Annotated in this window: 24 protein-coding genes, 1 tRNA gene and 1 pseudogene; 20 read left to right on the top strand and 6 right to left on the bottom strand. The window is 65.8% G+C overall.

Annotated elements, in window-relative coordinates; genetic code table 11:
• Window positions 1-152: 152 nt before the first annotated feature.
• Window positions 153-1,805 (top strand): acyl-CoA dehydrogenase family protein, encoded by a 1,653-nt coding sequence (locus HOP58_RS16715; RefSeq protein WP_234260946.1) that lies wholly within the window; start codon window positions 153-155, stop codon window positions 1,803-1,805.
• Here the strand turns inward: HOP58_RS16715 and HOP58_RS16710 are convergent.
• From HOP58_RS16710 to HOP58_RS16690, 5 genes are all read right to left on the bottom strand, one after another.
• Window positions 1,745-2,980, bottom strand: a complete 1,236-nt coding sequence (locus tag HOP58_RS16710; protein WP_234260945.1) for an EAL domain-containing response regulator — start codon at window positions 2,978-2,980, stop codon at window positions 1,745-1,747. The two genes, HOP58_RS16715 and HOP58_RS16710, sit on opposite strands and share 61 nt — an antisense overlap.
• Before the next feature lie 128 nt (window positions 2,981-3,108).
• Window positions 3,109-3,726: a LysE family transporter gene (locus HOP58_RS16705; RefSeq protein ID WP_234255287.1), complete on the bottom strand. Its 618-nt coding sequence runs from the start codon at window positions 3,724-3,726 to the stop codon at window positions 3,109-3,111.
• Window positions 3,727-3,771: 45 nt separating this feature from the next.
• The gene (gene rnk, locus HOP58_RS16700; protein ID WP_010626657.1) at window positions 3,772-4,185 is read right to left on the bottom strand and encodes a nucleoside diphosphate kinase regulator; all 414 of its coding nucleotides are present in this window, start codon (window positions 4,183-4,185) and stop codon (window positions 3,772-3,774) included.
• A 158-nt stretch (window positions 4,186-4,343) separates the two neighbouring features.
• Window positions 4,344-4,502: a hypothetical protein gene (locus HOP58_RS16695; RefSeq protein ID WP_158409637.1), complete on the bottom strand. Its 159-nt coding sequence runs from the start codon at window positions 4,500-4,502 to the stop codon at window positions 4,344-4,346.
• A gap of 197 nt (window positions 4,503-4,699) precedes the next feature.
• Window positions 4,700-4,786, bottom strand: a tRNA-Leu gene (locus tag HOP58_RS16690).
• Between the two features lie 136 nt (window positions 4,787-4,922).
• Here HOP58_RS16690 and queA point away from each other — a divergent pair.
• The 5 genes from queA to secF all read left to right on the top strand — a co-directional run bounded on the left by queA (window position 4,923) and on the right by secF (window position 10,561).
• A complete protein-coding gene (queA, locus tag HOP58_RS16685; RefSeq protein ID WP_234260944.1) occupies window positions 4,923-5,963 on the top strand; it encodes a tRNA preQ1(34) S-adenosylmethionine ribosyltransferase-isomerase QueA in 1,041 nt (346 codons plus the stop codon).
• A gap of 101 nt (window positions 5,964-6,064) precedes the next feature.
• The gene (gene tgt, locus HOP58_RS16680; RefSeq protein WP_234255417.1) at window positions 6,065-7,183 is read left to right on the top strand and encodes a tRNA guanosine(34) transglycosylase Tgt; all 1,119 of its coding nucleotides are present in this window, start codon (window positions 6,065-6,067) and stop codon (window positions 7,181-7,183) included.
• Between the two features lie 92 nt (window positions 7,184-7,275).
• Window positions 7,276-7,605, top strand: a complete 330-nt coding sequence (gene yajC / locus HOP58_RS16675) for a preprotein translocase subunit YajC (protein WP_010626654.1) — start codon at window positions 7,276-7,278, stop codon at window positions 7,603-7,605.
• Window positions 7,606-7,758: 153 nt separating this feature from the next.
• Window positions 7,759-9,609, top strand: a complete 1,851-nt coding sequence (secD, locus tag HOP58_RS16670) for a protein translocase subunit SecD (RefSeq protein WP_010626653.1) — start codon at window positions 7,759-7,761, stop codon at window positions 9,607-9,609.
• Window positions 9,610-9,631: 22 nt separating this feature from the next.
• Complete coding sequence (secF, locus tag HOP58_RS16665; protein WP_234260943.1) at window positions 9,632-10,561, top strand: protein translocase subunit SecF; 930 nt, start codon at window positions 9,632-9,634, stop codon at window positions 10,559-10,561.
• A 216-nt stretch (window positions 10,562-10,777) separates the two neighbouring features.
• Here secF and HOP58_RS16660 read toward each other — a convergent pair whose 3' ends face one another.
• The gene (locus HOP58_RS16660; protein WP_234260942.1) at window positions 10,778-11,572 is read right to left on the bottom strand and encodes an inositol monophosphatase family protein; all 795 of its coding nucleotides are present in this window, start codon (window positions 11,570-11,572) and stop codon (window positions 10,778-10,780) included.
• Between the two features lie 191 nt (window positions 11,573-11,763).
• Between HOP58_RS16660 and trmJ the strand changes: the two genes are divergently transcribed.
• The 14 genes and pseudogenes from trmJ to der all read left to right on the top strand — a co-directional run bounded on the left by trmJ (window position 11,764) and on the right by der (window position 25,115).
• Window positions 11,764-12,579 carry a tRNA (cytosine(32)/uridine(32)-2'-O)-methyltransferase TrmJ gene (trmJ, locus tag HOP58_RS16655; RefSeq protein ID WP_010626650.1) on the top strand — a complete coding sequence of 272 codons (816 nt, stop codon included), beginning with the start codon at window positions 11,764-11,766 and terminating at the stop codon, window positions 12,577-12,579.
• Between the two features lie 113 nt (window positions 12,580-12,692).
• Window positions 12,693-13,562 (top strand): annotated as a pseudogene (cysE, locus tag HOP58_RS16650) (serine O-acetyltransferase); the annotation flags it as partial.
• A gap of 122 nt (window positions 13,563-13,684) precedes the next feature.
• On the top strand, window positions 13,685-14,155 hold the full coding sequence (locus HOP58_RS16645; protein ID WP_010626648.1) for a Fe-S cluster assembly transcription factor: 471 nt from the start codon (window positions 13,685-13,687) through the stop codon (window positions 14,153-14,155).
• 41 nt (window positions 14,156-14,196) lie between these two features.
• Window positions 14,197-15,345 carry an aminotransferase class V-fold PLP-dependent enzyme gene (locus HOP58_RS16640; RefSeq protein WP_010626647.1) on the top strand — a complete coding sequence of 383 codons (1,149 nt, stop codon included), beginning with the start codon at window positions 14,197-14,199 and terminating at the stop codon, window positions 15,343-15,345.
• A gap of 35 nt (window positions 15,346-15,380) precedes the next feature.
• The gene (locus tag HOP58_RS16635) at window positions 15,381-15,707 is read left to right on the top strand and encodes an iron-sulfur cluster assembly accessory protein (RefSeq protein ID WP_010626646.1); all 327 of its coding nucleotides are present in this window, start codon (window positions 15,381-15,383) and stop codon (window positions 15,705-15,707) included.
• A 211-nt stretch (window positions 15,708-15,918) separates the two neighbouring features.
• Complete coding sequence (ndk, locus tag HOP58_RS16630) at window positions 15,919-16,344, top strand: nucleoside-diphosphate kinase (RefSeq protein ID WP_010626645.1); 426 nt, start codon at window positions 15,919-15,921, stop codon at window positions 16,342-16,344.
• Window positions 16,345-16,417: 73 nt separating this feature from the next.
• A complete protein-coding gene (rlmN, locus tag HOP58_RS16625) occupies window positions 16,418-17,542 on the top strand; it encodes a 23S rRNA (adenine(2503)-C(2))-methyltransferase RlmN (protein ID WP_234255303.1) in 1,125 nt (374 codons plus the stop codon).
• 133 nt (window positions 17,543-17,675) lie between these two features.
• Entirely contained in the window at window positions 17,676-18,401 is a 726-nt protein-coding gene (gene pilW / locus HOP58_RS16620) for a type IV pilus biogenesis/stability protein PilW (protein ID WP_234255305.1), read from the top strand.
• 32 nt (window positions 18,402-18,433) lie between these two features.
• Entirely contained in the window at window positions 18,434-19,414 is a 981-nt protein-coding gene (locus tag HOP58_RS16615; protein WP_234260941.1) for a RodZ domain-containing protein, read from the top strand.
• Between the two features lies 1 nt (window position 19,415).
• Window positions 19,416-20,531 (top strand): flavodoxin-dependent (E)-4-hydroxy-3-methylbut-2-enyl-diphosphate synthase, encoded by a 1,116-nt coding sequence (gene ispG, locus HOP58_RS16610; protein ID WP_010626640.1) that lies wholly within the window; start codon window positions 19,416-19,418, stop codon window positions 20,529-20,531.
• A gap of 28 nt (window positions 20,532-20,559) precedes the next feature.
• On the top strand, window positions 20,560-21,873 hold the full coding sequence (gene hisS, locus HOP58_RS16605) for a histidine--tRNA ligase (protein ID WP_267963486.1): 1,314 nt from the start codon (window positions 20,560-20,562) through the stop codon (window positions 21,871-21,873).
• 34 nt (window positions 21,874-21,907) lie between these two features.
• A complete protein-coding gene (locus tag HOP58_RS16600; protein WP_234255309.1) occupies window positions 21,908-22,552 on the top strand; it encodes a tetratricopeptide repeat protein in 645 nt (214 codons plus the stop codon).
• Window positions 22,549-23,715, top strand: coding sequence for an outer membrane protein assembly factor BamB (bamB, locus tag HOP58_RS16595; RefSeq protein WP_010626636.1), 1,167 nt, complete (start codon window positions 22,549-22,551; stop codon window positions 23,713-23,715). The genes HOP58_RS16600 and bamB overlap by 4 nt, the downstream gene beginning before the upstream one ends.
• The gene (gene der / locus HOP58_RS16590) at window positions 23,712-25,115 is read left to right on the top strand and encodes a ribosome biogenesis GTPase Der (protein ID WP_010626635.1); all 1,404 of its coding nucleotides are present in this window, start codon (window positions 23,712-23,714) and stop codon (window positions 25,113-25,115) included. Before bamB ends, der begins: the two co-directional genes overlap by 4 nt.
• Window positions 25,116-25,173: the final 58 nt, after the last annotated feature.

Here is a 25,173-nt window from a genome sequence, read left to right as displayed (position 1 = left end):
CGATGGGGTTTGCCCAGCGAGGCTTCGTTCGCGCGCCGGCTCCAAGCCTACCGGGAAGCGGCAAGCAGGTCACGCCCAGTGCGCGTTGACCGACCCGGAGCGACTGGCCATGCTGCAAGAACGAGGCACGACGGCGCCCAAGGAGAGCCTGCATGCGCGATAACGCCCCTCGCAGCCGACTGGCCACTCATGAGGTGGTCAACCAACCCGACACGCCCAGCGACAGCGACCTGTTGGCCAGCGATCTGCCACTGCGTGAGGCGCTGGAGCGCGAAGCCCCCGCTTGGGTCAGCGAACGTCTGGCAGCGCTGGGACGTGCAGCCGGCAGCCGGCATGTGCAGGTACTTGGCGAACAGGCCAACCGCCACCCACCGGAGCTGGCTCTGTTCGACCGCCACGGCCGGCGGCTGGACGAGGTGTGCTATCACCCCGCCTACCACGAGCTGATGCACCTGGCCATCGACAACGGCTGGCATGCCGTGGCCTGGCAGGAGGAGGGCCGCGGCGGGCATCAGGCCCATATCGCCGCGCTCTACCTGCTGACCCAGGCCGAGCCCGGCTTCTGCTGCCCGGTAACCATGACCCACGCCGCCATGCCGGTGCTGCGCCGCAGCCCCGACATCGAAGCGGCATGGGCGCCGGGGCTGATGGCCAACGCCTACGACCCACGCCCGCTTCCCGCCTGTCAAAAGCACGGACTCACCTTCGGCATGGCCATGACCGAGAAACAGGGCGGCAGCGACGTGCGCCGCAACACCACCCGCGCCGAGTGCAACGGCGAGGGCTGGCGGCTCACCGGCCACAAGTGGTTCTGCAGCGCGCCGATGTCCGACGCCTTCCTCACCCTGGCCCAGACCGATGCAGGACTGACCTGCTTTCTGGCACCGCGCTTCACGCCGGACGGCGAGCGCAACGCCATCGAGATCCAGCGTCTCAAGGAGAAGTGCGGCAACCGCGCCAACGCCTCCGCCGAGATCGAGTATCGCAGCGCCTGGGCAACGCTCGTTGGCGAACCGGGCCGTGGGGTGGCCACCATCATCGACATGGTGCAGCAGACCCGGCTCGATGCCGCTACCGCCCCGGTAGGCATGATGCGCCAGGCCTTGGCCGAGGCGTGGCGCCACGTGCGTGATCGCCACGCCTTCGGCCACCTGCTGGCCGAACAGCCGCTGATGCAGGCGGTGATTGCCGATCTGGCACTGGAAGTGGAAGCCGGCGTGGCGCTGGTCATGCGCGCCGCGCGCGCCTTCGACGGTGACGCTCGCGGCGAAGCGCACGAGACGGCCCTGGCCCGGGTGCTGCCCACCCTGGCCAAGTACTGGCACAACAAGCGCGGGCCCGGCTTCATGGCCGAGGCCATGGAGTGCCTGGGCGGCATCGGCTATGTCGAGGAGGCGCCGCTGGCCAGGCTCTATCGCGAGGCGCCGGTGAATTCGATCTGGGAAGGCTCGGGCAACGTGATCTGCCTGGATCTGCTGCGGGTGCTGGCTCGACACCCCGAATCGGTCACCGCCCTGCGGGTCGAACTGCGCGCCGCCCAGGGCCTGCAACAGGACCTCGACCTGGCTCTGGCCGGCCTGGAACACGACCTGACACTACCCGTCGAGACGCTGGAGCCCCGCGCCCGCTGGCTGACCCAGCGTCTGGCGCAGAGCCTGCAAGCCGCGCTGCTGCTGCGTCATGCGCCGGCCGAGGTGGCCGAGACCTTCTGTCGCTCGCGCCTCGGCGTGGAAGCCAGCCCCGCCTATGGGGTGCTGCCGACCGATTCGCCGCTGGCGGCGATTCTGGCGCGAATCGGCGACTGATCGGACGCCAGCAGCGTAATCTCCTCGGCCGGTACCGGCCGAGACAGGCCGAAGCCCTGCACATGGGTGCAGCCGAAGCGGGCCAGAGTCGGCAGGCAGTCGAGCTCCTCGACCCCTTCCGCCACCACACGAATGCCAAGGCGTCGACCAAGCAGGGCGATGGCCTCGACGATGGCGGCATCTTGAACGTCCTGCTGCACGTGCCGGACGAAACTGCGGTCGATCTTCAGCTCGCTGATGGGCAGCATCTGTAAGCGAGAGAGTGAAGAGAAACCGACACCGAAGTCGTCCACCGCCACCTCCATGCCGCTCAGGTGCAGCCGAGCGGCGACCTCCGAGCCCAGCAGCTCGTCATCCATGGCCGCCGTCTCGGTGATCTCGAGCACCACCAGCGGCGAGTCTTCTGGGGTCAGCTGACGCGTCAACGCCGGCAATTGGGCCTCCATCAGGTCGTCGGCGGTGACGTTGACCGAGATCGACAGCAGCACGCCCTGCTCACGCCAGCGCCGAGCGTCGAGCAGCGCCCGCTCGAGCACATGACAGGTGAGCCGGCGACTCTGGCCGGCCGTGAGCATGGGCAGAAAGCTGGCCGGGCCGATCAGCCCAATGTCGGGATGCGCCCAGCGCACCAGCGCCTCGACCCCGCTCAGGCGGCCGGTCGCCAGCTCGAACTGCGGCTGATAGTGCACGGTAAGCTCATGGTGCTGCAGCGCCGACTCCAGTTCATCGGCGGAGAAGAAGGGGCTGTCCTCGGGCACGATGGCCGGCTTGCAGCCGGGGCGCAGCCGATCCAGGCGCTGCCTGAGTTCGGCCAGACGCATCGGCTTGTCCAGCGAACCGAGCATCTGCAGCCCCAGGGTCTGACCGACCCGCTCGGCAATGCGTGAAATCTTGCGCTCGACGCCACCCAACAGCAGCACCCAGCCGGCGAAGTGCTGCTGCGCCAGCAGGCGCAACAGCTCGATGCCGTCCGGGTCGCCGAATTCGAGCCCCATGATTACCAGCTGTGGGGCACACTCATCGAGCTCCGCCAGCAGCGCATCGGCGCGCCGATAGCAACGACTCTCGAGGCCCAGGACATGTAACTGGAGGGAGAGGACCGCGACCACATCCGGGTCCTCGTCGAGCACCATGGCCAGCGCCCGCTCTTCTTCCACCTCGGAGAAAACGTTCATCAGGGGGACTCGTTCTCGAATTATTCTGAGACTACCATCATCCCTGATGAACAGCCGGTTCACTTCTCAACGCAATCCACCCAACACGCCCCACTCAGCACGCAAGCCACCCAACCGAGCGCACCCGCTCAGCCGAGAGGACCCGCCACCACTCGCAGTGCGAGCGCCAGCAGCATGACGCCGGTGATGCGATGGATCCAGTGTGCCCGTGCCTGCAGCCAGGGCAGCACGCGTGAATGCGTCAAGGACACCGCCACCAGTACGTACCAGCCGCCATCGATGATCATCGCCGTGAGCACGATGACCGCCTTGGCGGTCACGGACATGTCCGGCGTGACGAACTGGCTGAGCAGGGCAACGAAGAACAGGATCAACTTGGGATTGCCCAGTGCGACCAGCATGCCTTCGCGCGCCGCCTGACGGCGGGTGGTCACCACCCCGGCGGCTTCGAGCGCCGCCGCCCTGCCGGCGCGCAGCGCCTTGATGCCGAGCCAGGCCAGATAGGCCGCGCCGGCCCAGGTGATAGCCTGGAACAGGGTGGGGAAGCGCACGATCAGCGCGCCCAGCCCCAGCACCGTGAGCAGAGCATAGAAGCCCACCCCCATGGCATGGGACAGTGCCGCCACGATACCGGGTGCACGTCCACCACCGAGGGTATGGCGCAGCACCAATGCCAGGCTCGGACCCGGCGACATCGCGCCCATGGCGCACACGGCCACCAGCGACATCCATAGGGAAAGCGGCACTCCCCAGCTCCTCTTCGACGTTACGGTATCAATGGCGATACCACCTCAACGGTGGAACTGCCCCTCGCGCTCGGGTTGCCACAGGATCGCGTCGATGCGCAGCTGCGCCTTGCCGCCGCCAGGCAGCGGCCACTCGATCTCGTCGCCAATACGCAGACCGATGAGTCCGGCGCCAATGGGCGCCATCACCGAGATGCCGTCTTCGGTCGTGGCCAGCGCATGGGGATAGACCAGCGTGCGTATCATCTGACGGTTACGTGTCAGATCGGTGAACTGCACCTGGCTGTTCATGCTGACCACATCTTCCGGAATGTCTTCCGGGTCAATCACCTCGCCGCGCTCGAGCTCCTCTTCGAGGCAGTCGGCCACGAAGCGGTCCTTGTCGTCGGCCTGATCGATCAGGCGCTGCAGCCGCTCTGCGTCCAGGCGGTTGATGATGATGGGGGGACGAGATGACATACAACCTCCTTGGCACCGGCAGCGCCCCTTTTGGGATTGATGGCTGCCGGCCATGCAACGAAAACAGCCCTTCGCCCGATGGGAGAAGGACTGTGACTCTAACTATGGTAAGCCTAAGCCCGATGAAAGTCAGGCCCGGCCAAGACCTTCGCGAGGGATCAACCGCCCGGTCGGCGCCCCGACGTGGCCAGCACCACGACACCCACCGCGGCCAACGCCATGCCCACGAACGCCGCCGGGTTCCACGCCTGCCAGCCATACAGCGCCGTTGCCAGCCCGAGCGCCACCAGCACCCAGGCAAATGTCTTCACACCCATTCCGCAGTCCTCAGCTCCGAGTATAGGCCTCAGCATGCAGCGGATAGGGAGGTACATCAAGGAAAGTGCAAATATCGGGATTAAGCTGCTGGCATGCTGCTCGCTGGCTCGGATGAATCTTCTTCAAGCGCAAGTCGAAAGGCCCAAAACGCAAAAACAGCCGCCCATAAGCGACTGTTTCAATAGCTATTCTTTGATGGTACCGGCGGTCGGACTCGAACCGACAAGCACTTGCGTGCGGCGGATTTTGAATCCGCTGCGTCTACCAATTCCGCCACGCCGGCAGCGCCGAGCATTATACGTGGCCGGTGCGGCAGGTCAATCGCCAGGCCTGACGCGAGAGTCGTTTTTCGGTATCCTTGCCGGCTGTTTGCGGCTGCCCGGCAGCCGCTCGTTTCGACCATCTGCGGACCAACCTGCATGCAGCGCGCCGACTTCCATTACGAGCTTCCCGAGGAGCTGATCGCCCGCTATCCGTCCGAGCGGCGCAGCGACTGTCGCCTGCTGTGCGTGGACGGCCAGAGCGGCGAGCTGGCCCACCGCCGCTTCACCGACCTGCTGGAGCTGCTCGAGCCCGGCGACCTGCTGGTGTTCAACGATACCCGGGTGATCCCGGCGCGGCTGCACGGCCACAAGGCCAGCGGCGGTAAGGTGGAGATGTTGCTGGAGCGCCCGCTGGACGCCCACCGCGGGCTAGCCCACATTCGCTCGAGCAAGTCGCCCAAGCCGGGCACCGAGCTGATCTTCGAGGGCGACGTACGCGCCGTGGTCGAGGGCCGCCGCGAGGCGCTGTTCGAGCTACGTTTTCTCGGCGAGACGCCGCTGATCGAGCTGCTGGAGCGCCACGGCCATATGCCGCTGCCGCCCTACATCGACCGCGCCGACGAGCTCGCCGATCGCGACCGCTACCAGACCGTCTATGCCCGTCGCGACGGCGCCGTGGCCGCTCCCACGGCCGGGCTGCACTTCGACGAACCGCTGCTGGAACGCCTGGCGGCGAAGGGAGTCGAAAGTGCCTTCGTCACCCTGCACGTGGGCGCCGGCACCTTCCAGCCGGTGCGCGCCGACGATATCCGCGAGCACAAGATGCACAGCGAGTGGATCGAGGTGAACGAAGCGGCCTGCGCCAAGGTGCGCACCGCCCAGGCCGCCGGACGCCGGGTGATCGCGGTGGGCACCACCAGCGTGCGCTGCCTGGAGAGCGCATGCCGGCAGAGCGCCGATGGCGCCATCGCACCCTACAGCGGCGAGACCGACATCTATATCTATCCCGGCTACGAGTGGCGCTGCGTGGACAACCTGATCACCAACTTCCACCTGCCCGAGTCGACCCTGCTGATGCTGGTCTCCTCGTTCGCCGGCTACGAGACGATCATGGCGGCCTATCGCGAAGCCGTGGCCGAGCGCTATGCCTTCTTCAGCTATGGCGACGCCATGCTGTTGAGCCGCAAGCACTCCTGAGCCGAAACGTTTCTGAACCCAAAGAATGGCTGATCCGCAAGACGACCACCGAACCGACGTCTTGCAGTAGAGAAGAGAACTCCATGCGCAACGAATGCTTCATGTCCTTCGAGCGGCTGGCCAGCGACGGCCGGGCGCGTCGCGGGCGCCTCACCTTCCCCCGTGGCACGGTGGAAACGCCGGCCTTCATGCCGGTGGGCACCTACGGCACGGTCAAGGGCATGACGCCCAAATCGGTGGAAGAGATCGGCGCCGAGATCATCCTCGGCAATACCTTCCACCTGTGGCTGCGCCCGGGCACCGAGGTGATCGAGGCCCACGGCGACCTGCACGACTTCGCCCAGTGGCACAAGCCGATCCTCACCGATTCCGGCGGCTTCCAGGTCTTCTCGCTGGGCGAGATGCGCAAGATCACCGAAGAGGGCGTGCACTTCCGCTCGCCGGTGGATGGCGCCAAGGTGTTCATGGGCCCCGAGGAGTCGATGGCGGTGCAGCGTTCGCTGGGCTCCGACGTGGTGATGATCTTCGACGAGTGCACCCCCTACCCGGCCACCGAGAAGGAAGCCGAGGTTTCCATGGAGCGCTCGCTGCGCTGGGCCAAGCGCTCCCGCGATGCCCATGGCGACTCGCCCTCGGCGCTGTTCGGCATCATCCAGGGCGGCATGTACCCGGAGCTGCGCCGTCGCTCGCTGGAAGGGCTGATGGAGATCGGCTTCGACGGCCTGGCCATCGGCGGGCTCTCCGTGGGCGAGCCCAAGGAAGAGATGATCAAGGTGCTGAACTATTTGCCCGACTGGATGCCCGAAGAGTATCCCCGCTACCTGATGGGCGTGGGCAAGCCCGAGGACCTGGTGGAGGGCGTTCGCCGTGGCGTCGACATGTTCGACTGCGTGATGCCTACCCGCAACGCGCGCAACGGCCACCTGTTCACCGCAGAGGGCACGATCAAGATCCGCAACGCCAAGCACCGCCATGACACTCGCCCGCTGGAAGACGACTGCGACTGCTATACCTGCCAGAACTTCTCCCGCAGCTACCTGCACCACCTGGACCGCTGCGGCGAAATGCTCGGCTCGATGCTCAATACCATCCACAACTTGCGCTATTATCAGCGCCTGATGGCTGGTTTGCGCGGTGCCATCGAAGCGGGTACATTGGCTGACTTCGTGGCAGGCTACTATGCGCAGCGGGGGCTGCCGGTACCTGACGCACCGGATTGAACGACCGACCGCTGGCACCAGCTCGAAGGCGCCAGCGGCCGGCGGCAACACGCTCACTCGCGACTTAACTTACCTCAGGAGATACGCTTCTCATGCTGGATTTCTTCATCTCTCCGGCCATGGCTCAGGATGCCGGTGCCGCAGGCGGCGGCATGGCCCAGATCATCATGCTGGTCGGTTTCGTGCTGATCTTCTACTTCCTGCTGTGGCGCCCCCAGTCCAAGCGGGCCAAGCAGCATCGCGAACTGGTCGGCGGCCTGTCCAAGGGCGACGAGGTCGTGATCGGTGGCGGTCTGGTAGGACGCATCACCAAGGTGAGCGACGAGTTCATCACCCTGGAAGTGGCCGACAACACCGAAGTCAACGTACAGAAAAATGCCGTGGCCAACGTGCTGCCCAAGGGCACCATCAAGTCCATCTGACGTCGACGCTCCTCGCCCTTGCCGTTGGCTCTGCCCGAGCCGGGTAACGGCGGGGGTCGCCTGGCGGCCGGGTGTTCCCTTCTCGATCGGAAGCGAACATGCGGCCGCGCTGCCGTCCCGTAGCCTTCTTTACGCAACCTAGGCAGGGCTCCCATGCTCAACCGTTATCCCTTGTGGAAGTATCTGCTGATACTCATCGTGCTCATTGGCGGCGTCGTCTACTCGCTGCCCAATCTGTACCCCGAAGATCCGGCCGTGCAGATCAGCAGCGTTCAGGGCGACACCACCCTGGATGAAGCGCAGCTCGAGCGCATCCAGCAGACGCTTCGCGATGCCGGCATCGGCATCAAGGCCGTGGAGCGCGACGACACCAGCGTGCTGGTCCGCCTCGACGATGCCGACCACCAGCTGCGCACGCGCGACCTGTTGACCGATCAGCTCGGCGACGACTTCGTGGTGGCGCTGAACCTGGCCGAATCCACCCCGGGCTGGCTGCAGAACCTTGCCGCTTCGCCCATGACCCTGGGGCTCGACCTGCGTGGCGGCGTGCACTTCCTGCTCGAGGTCGACATGGACGCTGCCGTGACCCAGCGCCTCGAGGTCAATGCCAGCGCCATGCGCGAGCAGTTGCGTAGCGAACGCATCCGCTACCGCGGCACCGACATCGACGACCGCACACTGACGATCACCTTCACCAACGACGAAGACCGCGACACGGCACGCCGGCTGATCAGCCGCGAGTTTCGCGATTTCGACTTCGCCAGCGAGCAGGACGGCCGCGCTTCGCTGCTGGTAATGACGCTGACCGACCAGGCGGTGAACGAGATCCAGGACTACGCCATCAACCAGAACCTCACCACCCTGCGTAACCGGGTGGACGAGCTGGGCGTGGCGGAACCGCTGGTGCAGCGCCAAGGGCCGGACCGGATCGTGGTCGAGCTGCCCGGCGTGCAGGACACCGTGGCCGCCAAGCGCGTGGTGGGCGCCACCGCCAACTTGGAGTTCCGCCTCGAGGCGCGCCCGGACACACCGGACGCCGAGACCGAAAGCTTCGCCTTTCGCAACAACCCGAACCGCACCGCCGACCTGATGCGTGACGTGATCATCACCGGCGACAGCGTTTCCAGCGCCCAGCGCAGCTTCGACGAGAACGGTCGCCCCCAGGTCAACATCAACCTGGACGGCACCGGCGGCACGCTGATGAACCGCGCCACCCGCACCAACATCGGGCGCAACATGGCGGTGCTGTTCATCGAGCACAAGACGCGTGACCGGGTGGTGATGGAGGATGGCGAAGAGGTCACCGTGCGCGAGCCCTATACCGAGCGCGGCCTGATCAGCCTGGCCACCATCCAGAGCGCGCTGGGCAACAGCTTCCGCATCACCGGGCTCGACTCGCCCACCGAGGCAGGCGAGCTGGCCCTGCTGCTGCGCTCCGGCTCGCTGGCGGCACCGATCTACTTCGTCCAGGAACGCACCATCGGTCCGAGCCTGGGGGCGGAGAACATTGCCCGCGGGGTGATGTCGGTGCAGATCGGCCTGGTACTGGTCGTGCTGTTCATGCTGATCCGCTACAAGGTGTTCGGCGTCTTCGCCAACGTGGCACTGGCGTTGAACCTGACCCTGCTGATCGCAGCCATGTCACTGCTCGGCGCCACCCTGACGCTGCCGGGTATCGCCGGTATCGTGCTGACGCTGGGCATGGCGGTAGACGCCAACGTACTGATATTCGAGCGAATACGCGAAGAGCTGCGCAACGGACTGTCGATACAGCAGGCCATTCATGCCGGTTACGAACGCGCCTTCAGCTCGATCGTCGACGCCAACATCACCACCCTGCTGGTGGCGGTCATCCTGTTCTCGATCGGCACCGGCCCGGTCAGGGGCTTCGCCGTGACCCTGTCGCTGGGGATCATCACCTCGCTGTTCACCGCCCTGCTGGTGACCCGTGCGATGGTGAACCTCACTTACGGCGGCAAACCGGTCAAGAAGCTCTGGATCTAAGGCTCACCAACTTGAGGTGGTTATGAAAACCCTCGTCAATCGACAGTTCGACTTCATGGGCAAGCGCCGTATCGCCTTCGCGATCTCGGCAGTGCTGCTCGTGGCGTCGATCGTCTCGCTGCTGTTCCAGCAGCTCAACCTGGGGTTGGACTTCACCGGCGGCACCCTGGTCGAAGTCCGCTATACCGTGGCCCCATCGCTGGACGCCATCCGCCAGGTGCTCGAACAGGCCGGCTTCCGCGATGTTTCGGTGCAGACCTTCGGCGCCTCCACCGAGGTGCTGATCCGACTGCAGCAGGCATTCGAACCCGATGTCGGCGAGCAGGTCGTTGCCCTGCTGCGCGCCGATGGCGATACCGTCGAACTGGTGCGCGCCGAGTTCGTCGGCGCTCAGGTGGGCGAGCAGCTTCGCGACCAGAGCGGCCTGGGGCTGCTGGTGGCCCTAGGCGTGGTGATGCTCTACGTTGCCTTCCGCTTCCAGTACAAGTTCGCCATCGGCGCCGTGCTGGCCCTGTTCCACGACGTCATCGTCGTGGTCGGCATCTTCTCGCTGTTCCAGTTCGACTTCGACCTCACCGTCATGGCCGCCTTGCTGGCGGTGATCGGCTACTCGCTCAACGACACCATCGTCGTCTACGACCGAATCCGCGAAACGATACGCACCTCGCGAATCGACGACATGCCGGCGATCTTCAACGAAGCGATCAACCTCACCCTGTCACGTACGCTGGCGACGTCTGGTACCACCTTGCTGGTACTGATGGCGCTGTTGCTGCTGGGTGGCGACATGATCCACTACTTCGCCATCGCGCTGATCCTCGGGGTGGTCGTGGGTACCTTCTCCTCCATTTACGTGGCGGCCGCCCTGCTGATCGCCGTGAAGCTGGAGCGCAAGGACCTGATTCCGCCGAAGAAGGAAGAGCTGGAAGAAGGCGAGGAAGAGCTGCCCTAGTCCAACACTCAGCCATACGAAAAAAGCCACCCGAGCGATAGCCGGGTGGCTTTTTTGAATTCTTCATTCGCCCATGGGAACAGCGAATTGGCGTCGCGAGCGACGAGAGGCTGGTCGCCGCCGGAGCACAGGAACCGGAGTTTACTTTAGTAAATGAGGATTCCGAGCACCGCCGGCGGCCAGGATATCGAGCGCAGCAGCCAATCCGCGTTCACATCAGAAGTGTGGCTTGAGCTGCTGAACCAGGGCCTTGTACAGGCGCGGACCGGCAGCCATCAGTTGGCCCTTGGCTTCGACACTCGGCTGGCCATCCGGGGTGCCCATCAGCGCACCGGCTTCCTTTAACAGCAGGCTGCCGACCAGGCGATCCTGCTCCTCCAGCCCGAGCACGAAAGCGGCGTCGACGCGGCCGGCGGCCAGCTCGGCCATGTCGAGCAGGCCACTGCCGGTGGCAAGCTGGGTCTCGACCTGCGGGCCGAGCTGCTGAACCAGGGTCAGGTAAGCGGGAAGATGACGCGAGCGATGATCGCTCTCGGGCAGACTCATGGCGATTCGAGTGCCGAGTATCGCACTGGACTTGGGCACACGAATACGCTTGCCGTTGTGCTGAGAACCGCGACCACGGCTGGTCAGGTACTCATCGTCGCTGTAGGGGCAGATCACCACCGCATGCTCCGGGCGACCCTTCACCAGGCACACCACCGACAGGGCAAAACCGCTGCCGGCCACGCCCAGGCTGGAGTAGCCATGGAAGGGCTCGATGCGCCATTCGATGTCCCGCCCTTCGCCTTCGCCGGCGCGGTGGGGGGTGAAGCGACCGCTGACCCCGTGCTGGGGATAGCCGCGGTTGAGCTGACGAACGATCAGCGTCTCGGCGTTGCGGGCAGTATCCTCGAGCAGGCGCTCGATACTGTGTTCTTCGTGAGCGTTCTCGATGCGCTCACGAATGCGCAAGAACTGTTCGGCGGCGCTGCGCGTGGCGCGCAGGGCGAATTGGACCATCGGATGCATGATCGGGCCTTGGAGCGTCGGTGATGTTAAAGAACAGGCTAGTTCGAACGTAGATCCCGGGTCGAACGGGGAGCTCGGTCGAACGCGTGGCGCGCATCCTAGCAGAATCGCCCGGCATGCGCCATTGCTGCCGGCAGGCGTGGTAGACTCGGCGGTTCGCAGTTTCTCTCGTACGGCAAAGGCAGCCCCGCATGCTAGAGCGCATTCGTATCGTGCTGATCGGCACCAGTCATCCCGGCAATGTCGGCGCCACCGCCCGCGCCATGCACAACATGGGGCTTGGCGACCTGACCCTAGTCTCACCGCGCTGCGAGCCGCTGACCAGCGAGAGCATCTCCCGCGCCTCGGGAGCCGACCATATCGTGCATGCCGCCCGGGTCGTCGAAACCCTGGAGGAAGCCGTCGCCGACTGCACCCTGGCGGTGGGAGCCAGCGCCCGCTCACGCACCCTGCCCTGGCCGATGATCACCCCGCGCGCGCTGGGAGAACGGCTGCCGGCCGAACTCGCCGGCCCTGAATCGCGGGTGGCACTGGTCTTCGGCCGCGAGGACAGCGGGCTCTCCAACGCCGAGCTGCAGCGCTGCCATGCCCACGTGCACATCCCCACCAACCCGGACTTCAGCTCGCTCAACCTGGCTGCCGCCGTGCAGGTGCTGGCCTACGAGTGCCGTCTGGCCTGGCTCGAAGCCGGCAACGGTGGGGGAAACAGAGAGAACGACCAGGATGAGGAGCCGCAGCAGCCGCTGGCCAGCCACCAGGAGCTGGAGCACTACTTCGCTCACCTGGAACGCACCCTGATCGCCATCGGCTTCCACGATCCGGCGCTGCCACGCCAACTGATGGCCCGGCTGAGACGCTTCACCCTGCGTGCACGTCCCGAGCGGATGGAGCTGAACATCCTGCGTGGCATGCTCACGGCCACCGAGAAGTGCGCCGCCGGGCACCCGGGAGCCGACGAGGGGGCCGTGTCACCCCCGGATGAGAAAGGCGGCGACGGCACAGCGTAGCCTAGCGCCTGCACTGCCACCAAAAATCCTTGAACGCTGCCCGGCGCGCCCCCATATGATGAGTCTGTTACCGATTCCCGCCGCCAGGCCGCTTCACCGCCACCAAGGACCGCTGCATGTTTCAACGACTGCGCGAGGACATCAATAGCGTATTTGACCGCGATCCGGCGGCACGCAACTTCCTGGAAGTGCTCACCAACTATCCGGGATTGCATGCGCTGCTGCTGCATCGTCTGGCCCATTGGCTGTGGCGAAAGCGCCTGAAGTGGCTGGCCCGCACCCTGTCGACCTTCTCGCGCTGGCTTACCGGCATCGAGATCCACCCCGGGGCGAAGATCGGCCGACGTTTCTTCATCGACCACGGCATGGGGGTGGTGATCGGCGAGACCGCCGAGGTCGGCGACGACGTCACGCTCTACCAGGGCGTCACCCTGGGTGGCACCAGCTGGCACAAGGGCAAGCGCCATCCGACCCTCGAAGATGGCGTCATCGTCGGTGCCGGCGCCAAGATCCTCGGCCCCTTCACCGTCGGTACCTGCGCCAAGATCGGCTCCAACGCAGTGGTGACCAAGGAAGTACCGGCCGGCGCCACGGTGGTGGGCATCCCCGGCAAGATCGTCAAGCGTGCCGATCCGGATGCCGCCGAGGCACTGGAGGTCGACCCGGAGCGCCGCGAAGCGATACGTCGCAAGTTCGGCTTCGACGCCTACGGCGTGAGCGAAGACATGCCCGACCCGGTGGCGCGCTCGATCCAAGCCATGCTCGACCACATGCACGCCGTGGACGAACGCATCGAGCGCATGTGCAGCACGCTGCGCAAGCTCGACGCCAGCTACCGCGAGGGCAAGCTGCCGGAGCTGCGCGACGAGGACTTCGCCGACATTCTTTCCGATGTCGACGCCTGCTGCGGTCCCACCGCCGGCTCCAGAACCGAACATGATGGAGATCAAGGCAACGGCGAGCCCCCTCGCAGCAATGGTTGACCTTGGCAGTCGGGCTTTACCATAATGGCGTTTCATCCTTGCTCGCCGCTGGCGGCGGGCCGTTTCGCCCCGCCCGACCGAAGGGCCGAGGTACGCTATCCGATGCGTCTGAAGAGCCTGCCATGCGTTTGACCACCAAGGGACGCTACGCCGTCACTGCCATGCTCGACCTGGCCCTGAACGCAGATAAGGGCGCCATCTCGCTGGCCGATATCGCACGCCGCCAGGAGATCTCCCTGCCCTATCTGGAGCAGCTCTTCGCGCGCCTGCGGCGTGCCGGGCTGGTCAACAGCGTGCGCGGCCCCGGCGGCGGCTACCTGCTGGCGGTTCCTGCCGCAGAGATCTCGGTGGCACGGGTCATCGACGCCGTCGACGAGTCGGTCGACGCCACGCGCTGCCAGGGGCTATCGGACTGCCAGCAGGGCGACACCTGCCTGACCCACCATCTATGGTGCGAACTCTCCGGCCAGATCCGCGGCTTTCTCGACGGCATCACCCTCGGTCAACTGGTCGAGCATGGTGACGTGCGCCGCATCGCGGCTCGCCAGAACGCCCGTCACGACGCCAACACCATCCTGACCTCCTCGCCCTGATCGCCCGGGCAGAGGAACAGACTGGAGAATTCCGCCAGACAATGAGCGCACTCGTCTATCTCGACTATGCCGCCACCACCCCGGTCGACCCCCGCGTCGCCGAGGTCATGCAGCGCCATCTGACCCTGGACGGCATCTTCGCCAACCCCGCTTCGCGCAGCCATATGCTGGGCTGGCAGGCGGAACAGGCGGTAGAGAACGCCCGCCGTCAGGTCGCCGACCTGATCGCCGCCGACCCGCGCGAGATCGTCTGGACCAGCGGCGCCACCGAGGCCGACAACCTGGCACTGATCGGCTTCATGCGCGCCAATCGCGAACGCGGCCGGCATCTGGTGACATCGATCGTCGAACACAAGGCGGTGGTGGACACCGCTGCGGCGCTGGAACGGGAGGGCTTCGAGGTCACCTGGCTGACGCCGGGCAGCGATGGCCGTATCCAGCCCGAGCAGCTGCGCGAGGCCATGCGCCCCGACACCGTGCTGGTCTCGCTGATGGCGGTCAACAACGAGCTGGGCTGCATTCATGACCTGGCCGCGCTGGCCGAGGTCGCCCATGCCGGTGGCGCGGCGTTTCATGTCGATGCCGCTCAGGGCGTGGGCCGCATCGACCTCGACGTCGGCCGGTTGGGCATCGACCTGATGTCCCTCTCCGGCCACAAGGCCTACGGCCCCAAGGGCATCGGTGCGCTCTACGTGCGACGCAGCCCCGACCTCCGCATCGAGCCGCTGATCCATGGCGGCGGCCACGAGCGCGGCATGCGCTCCGGCACCCTGGCCACCCATCAGATCGTCGGCATGGGCGAAGCCTTTCAACTGGCCGCCGCCGAAGGCGAGGCCGACCAGGCGCGCATCCTGGCGCTGCGGAACCGACTGCTCGCAGGGCTGTCCGAGCTGGACGGAATTCATTGCAACACCGCCATCGACGTGGCGGTGCCCAACATTCTCAACCTGGCGTTCGAGGGCGTGGACGGCGAGTCGCTGCTGATGGCCCTGCGCAGTATTGCACTGTCGACCGGTTCGGCATGCAACTCCGCCAGCGTCGAGCCATCCTATGTATTGAAGGGCATCGGCGTACCGCGAACGCTGGCACTGGCCTCGCTGCGTTTCAGTTTCGGCCGTTTCACCGACGAGGCCGATATCGAAGCTGCGCTCGAGGCCTTGCGTCACGCCCTTCCGGGCCTGAGACGCTGATCGTCGCTCAGCCACTTTGCTGCAGGAGTACCAACATGGCGCACCTTTCGATTACCTCCTCCGCCGCCGAACAGATCCAGCGGGCTCTGGCGGAGCGTGGGCACGGCCTGGGCCTGCGGGTCTCGGTCAAGCCCAGCGGCTGCTCCGGCTACAGCTACGTACTCGACTTCGCCGACGAGGCGGCCAATGACGATGCGGTGTTCGAGGAGCATGGCGTGACCGTCTTCGTCACCCCTGAGGCATTGCCGATGCTCGACGGCAGCGAGGTCGACTACGTCTCGGAGGGGCTCAACCGCTTCTTCCGCTTCAACAACCCGAACGTGAAGGATCAATGTGGATGCGGTGAGAGCTTCACCGTCTGACCCATAGTGGGTCGACGATTGTTCAACGCCTGCCGGCAGCGGTATACTCTGCGCCCATCGATGGCGCCGCCTGGGCGATGACCGGGCGACACCGAACGCATTGGATCTCTATTGGCGCCGCGCCGTACCGACACCACCCCGGTGGGCGGGTACGGCGTGGCGCCGCACCATTGGATCTTCAACTCCATCACTCAGCAACGAAGAGGCCACCATGGCAACCGAACGTACCCTGTCCATCATCAAGCCCGACGCCGTCGCCAAGAATGCCATCGGCGACATCATCTCTCGCTTCGAGAAGGCCGGTCTCAAGGTCGTTGCCGCCAAGATGCTGCACCTGTCCGAAGAGAAGGCCGGCGGCTTCTACGCCGAGCACAAGGAGCGCCCCTTCTTCAAGGATCTGGTGGGCTTCATGACCTCCGGTCCGGTGGTGGTGCAGGTGCTGGAAGGTGAAGATGCCATCGCCAAGAACCGCGAGCTGATGGGCGCCACCAACCCCAAGGAAGCCGCCCCGGGCACCATCCGCGCCGACTTCGCCGAGACCATCGACGCCAATGCCGTACACGGCTCCGACTCGCCGGCCTCCGCCGAGCGTGAAGTGGCCTACTTCTTCAGCGCCGACGAGATCTGCCCCCGCTAAGCCACCAGGCCAGGCACTTTTCGCGGGGGCGCTCACGCCCCCGCTCTCGCCCTGCCCCGATCTACGTGATGCCATGACCGCCACCACCGCCCAACGTACCAATCTGCTCGGCCTGACTCGCGAGGAAATGGAAGCCTTCTTCCTCTCCATCGGCGAGAAGAAGTTCCGTGCCGCCCAGGTGATGAAGTGGATTCATCACGACGGCTGCGACGACTTCGAGGCCATGACCAATCTGTCCAAGGCGCTGCGTCAGCGGCTCGCCGAGGTGGCCGAGATTCGCGGCCCCGGCGTGGTCTATGAAGGTACTTCCAGCGATGGAACCCGCAAGTGGGTGCTGGAGGTGGAGGACGGCAGCTACGTGGAAACGGTGCTGATCCCGGCCGACAACGGCAAGCGCCGCACCCTGTGCGTATCGTCCCAGGTGGGCTGCTCGCTCGATTGCAGTTTCTGCTCCACCGGCAAGCAGGGCTTCCAGCGCAACCTCACCGCCGCCGAGATCATCGGTCAGGTGTGGGTCGCCCAGCGCAGCGTGGGGCCGCGCAAGGATACCGCCAATCGCCCGGTCACCAACGTGGTGATGATGGGCATGGGCGAGCCGCTGATGAACTACGACAACGTCGTGCCGGCCATGAAGCTGATGCTCGACGACAACGGCTACGGACTCTCCAAGCGTCGTGTCACCCTCTCGACCTCGGGCGTGGTGCCGATGCTCGACAGGCTCGGCGACGAACTCGACGTGAGCCTGGCCATCTCGCTGCACGCCGCCACCGACGAGCTGCGCAGCGAGTTGGTGCCGCTCAACCGCAAGTACAACATCCGCACCCTGCTCGACGCCTGCCAGCGCTACCTGGCCAAGTGCGACGACACCCGCATGATCACCATCGAGTACACCGTGATCAAGGACGTCAACGACCAGCAGGAGCATGCCCAGCAGTTGGCCGAACTGCTGCGCGAGCTGCCGTGCAAGATCAACCTGATTCCGTTCAACCCGTTTCCTCATTCGGGCTACGAGAAACCGTCGCGCAACCAGGTGATGCGCTTCCAGCAGTGGCTCTATGAGCTTGGCTACACGGCGCCGATCCGCACCACCCGCGGCGACGACATCGATGCCGCCTGCGGGCAGTTGGTGGGTCGCGTCAAGGACCGCACCCGGCGTCATGAGCGCTACATCCGCTCGATTCAGATCGACGCCGACTGATGCGGGAAGCCGCCTTGACTTCAACTCGTCACGGCGCTTTGATGAACAGGCTTTTTTCGTCCCTGGCCAGCGCCGCTCGGGTGCCAGGCAAGCGAAACACCCACAGCCCGACAGGCCCGACCATGAGGATGCCATGACGCGCTTCCCCAACCTGCCAAGCCGATGCCCCCCGCTGGTAGCCATGGCGGTCGTCTCGTTGTGGCTTTCCGGCTGTGCCAGCCAACCCGAGCAGCAAACCGAAGCGAATCCGACCGAGGCATTCACGCAACTGGGCATGGCCTATCTGGAGCGCGACAACCTGCCGCGTGCCATGTCCGCGCTCAACCGTGCGTTGGAACGCTCGCCCAACGACCCCGAGGCGCTGCAAGCCATGGCCATCGTCTATCAGCGCCAGGGCGAGCGGGAGCAGGCTGACAAAACGTTTCAGCGAGCCATCGCCGCGGCACCGGACAACAGCCGTGCACGCAACAACTATGCCGTCTTTCTTTACGAACAGGGTCAGGTGCGGCGCGCCTGCGAGCAGCTCGAGGCGGCTTCCCGGGATACCCGCTATGCCAACCGAGCCCAGTTGTTCACCAACCTCGGCCAGTGTCAGTGGGAGCTGGGCGAGATCGACCAGGCACGCCACAGCCTGGAACGCGCCCGCAGTCTCGAACCGCGCAATCCCTGGAGTTACTTCACCCTGGCTGAGCTGGAGCTGGAACAGGGCAACCCCGACCGCGCCAGACAACAGCTGGAGATATTCGTGGGGCTTGCCGGCATGACGCCGGATGCCCAGGCGCTGGCCCGGCAGATCGCCGCCAGCGCACCGGACATGACCGTCACCCCCGGCTCTGACAACCAGCGTGACGCACATTGATCAACGATTCCAAGACTGAAGGATGCTCAGCCATGAGCGATAACCAAGATATCGATGCCGTCGGCCTCGGGTCCCAGGCCTCTCCCGGGGAGATGCTGCGCCGAGAGCGTGAAACGCAAGGTCTGTCGCGGGAAGAGGTCGCCACGGCGCTCAACCTGCGCCCTGCCGTGGTCATCGGCATGGAAGAGGACAACTACGAGCAGGTGCCGGTGGCTGCCTATCGCCGCGGCTATTTGCGCGCCTATGCCCGCTTGCTGGGCATCGACGACCGACCCGTGCTGCAGGCCTATACGGAGCGCTTCGGCTCCCAGGAGAGCGAGCAGCGGGTCACCCCGGTACAGGTCACCAAGCCACCGTCGCGCATCGGCGTATGGCTGTTCAAGCTCGTCACCCTGCTGGTAATTGCCGGCCTTATCGGCCTGACCCTGGTGTGGTGGCAGAGCCGTGACGGCAACCAGCCGCCCGCCGTCGACGATGGCGAGCCGGTATCGGTCGAGACCCTCGACGGCACCACCACCATCGAGGAGGAACCGCGCCCTGAGGTCGAAGAGGCGCTGCCGCCGGTGCCTCTCGAAGGCGTCGACCCGATCGGCGAAGAGGACACACAGCCCCTCCTCGGCGAAGTCGACCCCAGCGGTGCCCAGGCCCTGCTGGCCCAGACCGGTACCGCGACCACTCCCGAGGAAGAGGCCATCGTCGAGGAAGCCGCGGCCCAGGACATCGTCGCCGAGGTGGAGCCGGAAACGACCGACGTGGCGGCGCCCGCCGACCGCACCGTGCTGCAGCTGACCTTCAACGAGCAGTCCTGGACCGAGATCTTCGACGCCACCAATAGCCGCGTTTTCGTCGGTCTTCAGGAACCCGGCACCACAGCGACCGTCGAAGGAGAGCCACCGTTTCGCCTGACCATCGGCAACGCCACCGGTGTCGAACTGAGCTGGGCCGGCGAGCGCGTCGACCTGCGCGCGCGCGCCGGGGCCAACAACGTCGCCCGCTTCACCCTGGGAGAGTGACATGCATTCCCCATCGCCCATCGTGCGTCGCAAGTCGCGCCAGATCCACGTCGGCAAAGTACCGGTCGGGGGCGACGCCCCCATCTCGGTGCAGAGCATGACTAACACCGACACCCTGGACGTGGCCGCCACCGTGGCCCAGATTCAGCGCCTCGAGGACGCCGGCGCCGATATCGTACGCGTCTCGGTGCCGTGCATGGATTCAGCCGAAGCCTTCGGCCGCATCAAGCAGCAGGTCAACGTACCGCTGGTGGCGGATATCCACTTCGACTACAAGATCGCCCTGCGCGTGGCCGAACTCGGCGTCGACTGCCTGCGCATCAACCCCGGCAACATCGGCAAGGAAGACCGCGTGCGCGCCGTGGTTTCCGCCGCCCGCGACAACGGCATCCCGATTCGCATCGGCGTCAATGCCGGCTCGCTGGAGAAAGAGCTGCAGCGCAAGTACGGCGAGCCCACGCCGGAGGCGCTGGTGGAGTCGGCCATGCGCCACATCGACCACCTCGACCGCCTCGACTTCCAGGAGTACAAGGTCAGCGTCAAGGCCAGTGACGTGTTCATGGCCGTGGCCGCCTATCGCCAACTGGCCAAGCTGATCGAACAGCCGCTGCACCTGGGCATCACCGAGGCCGGCGGCCTGCGCTCGGGTACCGTCAAGTCGTCGATCGGCCTCGGTATGCTGTTGATGGACGGCATCGGCGATACCATCCGCGTCTCCCTGGCCGCCGACCCGGTGGAAGAAATCAAGGTCGGCTACGACATGCTCAAGAGCCTGCGGCTGCGCAGCAAGGGCATCAACTTCATCGCCTGCCCCAGCTGCTCGCGCCAGAATTTCGACGTCATCGGCACCATGAACGCCCTCGAAGAGCGCCTGGAAGATATCATGACACCGCTCGACGTCTCGGTGATCGGCTGTGTGGTGAACGGCCCCGGCGAAGCCAAGGAAAGTGATATCGGCCTGACAGGCGGCACTCCCAACAACCTGATCTACATCGACGGCAAGCCCGCCACCAAACTGACCAACGACCATCTGGTCGACGACCTGGAGCGCCTGATTCGCGAGAAGGTGCGCGAGAAGGAACAGGCCGAAAAGGATCTGATCGCCCGCGGGGCCTGATCCGCCGTTGACCATCAAGGAGCCATCGTTGAGCAAGTCCGACAGCAGCAAGAAGAAGATCCAGGCCATCCGCGGCATGAACGACCTATTGCCGGACCGGTCCGCCCTGTGGCAGTACTTCGAAGGCAAGGTACAGGCGCTTACCCAGCGCTACGGCTACGCCGAGATCCGCACGCCCATCGTCGAGCAGACCGCACTGTTCGCCCGCTCCATCGGCGAGGTCACCGATATCGTCGAGAAGGAGATGTACACCTTCGAGGATCGTAATGGCGACAGCCTGACCCTGCGCCCCGAAGGCACGGCCAGCTGCGTGCGCGCCGCCATGGAACACGGCCTGCTGCACAACCAGACCCAGCGGCTGTGGTACCAGGGCCCGATGTTCCGTCACGAGCGTCCACAGAAGGGTCGCTACCGCCAGTTCCATCAGGTCGGCGTGGAAGCCTTCGGTCTGGAAGGTCCGGACATCGATGCCGAGGTGATTCTGCTCTCCGCCCGCCTGTGGCGGGAGCTGGGTCTCAGCGATCACGTCACTCTGGAGCTCAACTCGCTGGGCTCCAGCGAGGCGCGCGCCGCCTATCGCGACAAGCTGGTGGCCTATTTCGAGCAGCACCGCGACCAGCTCGACGAGGACTCCCTGCGCCGTCTGACCAGCAACCCGCTGCGTATCCTCGACTCCAAGAACCCGGACATGGCGCCGATGCTGGCCGATGCGCCCAAGCTGATGGATCATCTCGACGACGCCTCGCGGGAGCACTTCGAGGGCCTCACCGCCCTGCTCCAGGCTGCTGGCATCGACTACGTGATCAATCCGCGCCTGGTGCGCGGCCTCGACTACTACGGCCGCACCGTGTTCGAGTGGACCACCACGGCGCTCGGCAGCCAGGGTACCGTGTGTGCCGGCGGCCGCTACGACGGCCTGGTCGAGCAGCTCGGCGGCAAGCCGATCCCCGCGGTAGGCTTCGCCATGGGCATCGAACGGCTGGTGCTGCTGCTCGAGACCCTGGAGCTGGTGCCCGACTCCGCCCTGGGCGAGCTGGACCTCTACGTGCTGCCCATGGATGATGTCGCCACCACCCAGGCCATGCTGCTTGCAGAAAGGATCAGAAGCGAGCTGCCCGAGCTGCGCCTGCAGCTGCACTGCGGCGGCGGCAGCTTCAAGAGCCGGATCAAGAAGGCCGACAAGAGCGGTGCCCGCCTGGCCCTGCTGCTGGGCGAAGACGAACTGGTGGCAGGCCGCGCCACGCTGAAATTCCTGCGCGAGGAGCGCGAGCAGATGAGCCTGGACCAGGGCGCTCTGATCGACACCCTCGCCAGCATGACGGCGAGCGACGAGCACGCCTGATCGAACCGCATATTGCAGTAAAAGGAGACCGCCCGTGGCGGAGCTGAGAACCGAAGAAGAGCAGCTGGAAGCCATCAAGCGCTGGTGGAAGGAGAACGGCACGGCGCTGATCGCCGGTGTCGCCATCGCCATTGCCGGCGTGGTCGGCTGGAACGCCTGGCAGAACCATCAGGAAAACCAGTCGGCATCGGCCTCCATGCGCTACCAGCACCTGGTCAATCTGACCGACAGCGGCGAGATCGATGAAGCCCGCAGCCTGGTCGCCGAGATCACCGACAACCACGGTCGCACCCTGTATGCCGACCTGGCGCGCTTGATCGACGCCCGCCTGGCCGTGGAGACTGGTGACCTCGACGCCGCCCGCGGGGTGCTCGAAGGCGTGATCGAATCCAGCAACCGCGACTACGTGCAGGGCCTGGCGCGGCTGCGTCTGGCCAGACTGCAGGTGGCCGCTGGCGATGCCGAAGCCGCCCTGGACACGCTGGCACGGGACATCCCGGCAGCCCTCGCCGCCCAGCAGGCCGACGTGCGCGGCGACGCCCTGCACAGCGTGGGACGCACCGACGAAGCCCGTCAGGCCTGGCAGGAAGCGCTTGCCGTCGCCGAACAACGCAACCAGCCGATCTATGGCGTCCAGCTCAAGCTCGACGACCTGGGCGCCGAAGAGGCCACGCTATGAAGACGACTCTCGCTCGCAAGACCACTCTCGCTCTGGTCGCCACGCTGACCCTCGGCCTGCTGGCCGGCTGCGCCAACCGCTCGGAACCGCGCTACACCCCCAAGGAGCTGCAGCGCTTCGAGGCCCGCGCCGAGCTGCGCAGCGACTGGCGCCAGCGCGTGGGGCAAGGCCTCGGCCGCGCCGTCTACCCCATTTCGCCCACCCTCGACGGCGGCGTGATCTATGCCGCCGACGAACGCGGCCGACTCATGGCCGTGGCAGCCGACAGCGGTGAGCGGCGCTGGCAGACCGACCTCGAGGTCGGCGTCTCCAGCGGCCTGACGGCGGCGGCCGGGCAGATCTACCTGGGCACCCGCAACGGCGAAGTGCTCGCAGTGAGTCAGGCCGACGGCGAGGTCACCTGGCGTTCACGTGTCGCCAGCGAAGTGTTGGCCGCGCCCCAGCCCAACCAGCAGCTCCTCGTGGTACAGAGCGTGGATGGCACCGTTACCGCGCTGGATCGGCGTACCGGCCAGGAGCGCTGGGTGTACAACACCACCGAACCGGCCCTGACCCTGCGCGGCACCGGCACCCCGTCGGTGATCGATCCGGTCACCTTCGTCGGCTTTGCCAGCGGCCGCCTGACCACGCTGGACAACCGCAGCGGTCAGCCGCTGTGGGAGCGTCGTATCGCCGTACCCCGCGGACGCAGCGAAATCGACCGCATGGTCGACCTGGGCGGCCAGCCCGTGCTGACCCCCGATGGCCGACTGTTCGTGGCCAGCTACAACGGACGCCTGACCGCCCTCGATGCGACCAGTGGTGAAACGCTGTGGGAGCGCGATCACTCCAGCTATCAGACCCCCGTGCTGGTGGGCGATCGCCTGTTCACCGTCAGCGAGGCCAGCCATGTGACGGCCTTCGACGCCCGCACCGGCGAGGAAGTGTGGCGCAACCGCGACCTCGAGGGTCGCTGGCTGACCTCTCCCGCCTTCGCCGACGGCAACCTGGTGGTGGGCGACTTCGAGGGCTACATCCACCTGATCGACATTCAGAACGGTCGCTTCACCGCGCGTACCCGGGTCGACAGTTCCGGCATCAGCGTGCGTCCGGTCACCGACTTCCGACGTCTCTACGTGCTGACCAATAACGGCCGCCTGGAGGCCCTGGAAATTACCCGATGACACCTGTGATCGCCCTGGTTGGCCGCCCCAATGTGGGCAAGTCGACGCTGTTCAACCGCCTGACCCGCAGCCGGGATGCCCTGGTGGCCGACTTCCCGGGGCTTACCCGCGACCGCAAGTACGGTAACGGCATGCTGGGCGACAAGGCCTATACGGTGATCGACACCGGCGGCATCAGCGGCGACGAGGAGGGTATCGATGCGGCCATGGCCGAGCAGTCGCTGGCCGCCATCGACGAAGCCGACATCGTGCTGTTCCTGGTCGATGCCCGCGCCGGACTGAATGTCGCCGACGAAGCGATTGCCAACCACCTGCGGGTCAACCAGAAGAAGACCTGGCTGGTGGTGAACAAGACCGACGGCCTGGAAGAGCACTCGGCCATGGCCGATTTCTGGCAGTTGGGTCTTGGCGACCCGCGCCCCATTGCCGCGGCCCACGGTCGCAACGTCACCAGCCTGATCGAGGAAGTGCTGGCACCCTTCCCCGAGCGCGACCTGAGCATCCCGGCGGATACCGGCACCAAGGGCATCCGCATCGGTGTGATCGGCCGGCCCAATGTGGGCAAGTCGACCCTGGTCAACCGCCTGCTCGGCGAAGAACGGGTGGTGGTATTCGACGAGGCCGGCACCACCCGTGACGCCATCGAGATCCCCTTCGAGCGGCGCGGCAAGCCCTACGTGCTGATCGATACCGCCGGCGTGCGGCGGCGCAAGAACGTCAGCGAGATCGCCGAGAAGTTCTCGATCATCAAGACACTGGAGGCGATCAAGGAGTGCCATGTCGCGATCATGGTGCTCGACGCCCGCTCGGGCCTGGTGGAGCAGGATCTGCATCTGCTCGACTACGTGCTCACCACCGGGCGTGCCCTGGTGCTGGCGGTCAACAAGTGGGACGGCCTGGAGCACGAGGCCAAGGAGAAGATGCGCGCCGACATCAAGCGTCGGCTGGGCTTCGCCGACTACGCCGACCTGCACTTCATCTCGGCCCTGCACGGCACCGCCGTGGGTGACCTCTATCCCTCCATCGAGCGCGCCTTTGCCTCAGCCAACAGCCACTGGTCGACCAACCGTCTCACCACCCTGCTGCAGGATGCCGTCAGCCAGCATCCGCCGCCGCTGGTGCATGGGCGACGGATCAAGCTGCGCATGGCCCACCAGGGTGGCAGCAACCCGCCGATAATCGTGGTTCACGGCAACCAGACCGAAGCGCTGCCCGAGTCCTACAAACGCTTCCTGACCAATACGTTCCGCAAGGTGCTCAAGGTTCGCGGCACCCCGATTCGCTTCGAGTTTCGCTCTGGCAACAACCCCTTCGACCCGCTGGCCGGTGCCAGCGACCGGGAGAAAGCCAAGCAGCGCGAGCTGGGACGCACTCGGGCCGCACGCAACAAACGCCGCTGATGCCTGTCAAAGCGCCCGATCGCCAGATCGGGCGTATTGCCACCCGCTCCCTGGTCTA

This window comes from Halomonas sp. MCCC 1A11062, assembly GCF_021404355.1.
GTDB classification, from domain to species: Bacteria; Pseudomonadota; Gammaproteobacteria; order Pseudomonadales; family Halomonadaceae; genus Halomonas; species Halomonas aerodenitrificans.
The sequence above is the reverse complement of the archived record's forward strand: the minus strand, read 5'-3'. Positions and strand labels throughout refer to the sequence as shown.